Here is a 467-nt window from a genome sequence, read left to right on the forward strand (position 1 = left end):
GTTTTAATAGACAAGATGAAGATCAAATGGTTGAAGTTTATGCTTTGGAATCTAGTTTACAACAAGTACAACAGGTTCTGAATGATGTTTTGGAGTGAGTCATCGCAAATCCTGCCTATAAGCCTTTGCATATTTGACAAGCAGAGCTGATTCTTCCTTTTTCTTTTGTGACTAGTCTGCAACGTATGGACGCTGGTAAATTCGAGTCCTCTTCACAACCCTTCAATTTCCATCGTGCTATCAATGCCCTCGTAGCTAGTCTCAAGGTCGCAGCCACAGCCAAACGTCTTCAACTTGATGTTCAGCTCGATGAAGCTATTGATAATCTACCACAGAGCATGGAGGTGAATGGCCAAAAAGCAAGCTACGTAGTAGGAGACGAGATTCGTCTACGTCAAGTTTTGACAAATATAGCGAGTAATGCGGTCAAATTTTCTCGAGAAGGTAAAGGAGGAATTAAAGTACGC

Annotated in this window: 1 protein-coding gene; it reads left to right on the forward strand. The window is 41.5% G+C overall.

Annotation, left to right across the window (positions count from 1 at the left end; translation table 11 throughout):
* Window positions 1-185 precede the first annotated feature (185 nt).
* On the forward strand, window positions 186-467 hold a 282-nt coding region (locus tag VE26_RS18325), incomplete at its 3' end, for a sensor histidine kinase (protein ID WP_425283804.1).

Origin of the sequence: Devosia chinhatensis, from assembly GCF_000969445.1 — a bacterium.
Classification (GTDB): Bacteria; Pseudomonadota; Alphaproteobacteria; order Rhizobiales; family Devosiaceae; genus Devosia; species Devosia chinhatensis.